This window comes from Rhodococcus sp. IEGM 1307 (assembly GCF_030056915.1).
Classification (GTDB): Bacteria; Actinomycetota; Actinomycetes; order Mycobacteriales; family Mycobacteriaceae; genus Rhodococcus_F; species Rhodococcus_F opacus_D.
The window spans coordinates 1-204 of the sequence record NZ_JASHKW010000158.1 but is presented as its reverse complement, the minus strand read 5'-3'; the positions used below and the strand labels follow the sequence as shown (position 1 = coordinate 204).

Annotated in this window: 1 protein-coding gene; it reads left to right on the top strand. The window is 73.0% G+C overall.

What is annotated here, in order from left to right; genetic code table 11:
* Positions 1 to 204: NAD(P)(+) transhydrogenase (Re/Si-specific) subunit beta (locus QM841_RS43140; protein WP_283336824.1), on the top strand; the 204-nt coding region annotated here is incomplete at both ends.

Here is a 204-nt window from a genome sequence, read left to right as displayed (position 1 = left end):
AGGCGATGAACCGGTCCATCCCGGCGATCGTGGCCGGCGGGTTCGGTGGCGGCGGCGGTGCGGCCGCGGTCGGGGACACGGCCGTGAAGACGGCGAAGTCCACCTCGGCGGCGGATGCGGCGATCCAGATGGCGTACGCCAACCAGGTGATCGTGGTCCCCGGCTACGGGTTGGCCGTCGCGCAGGCCCAGCACGCGGTCAAGG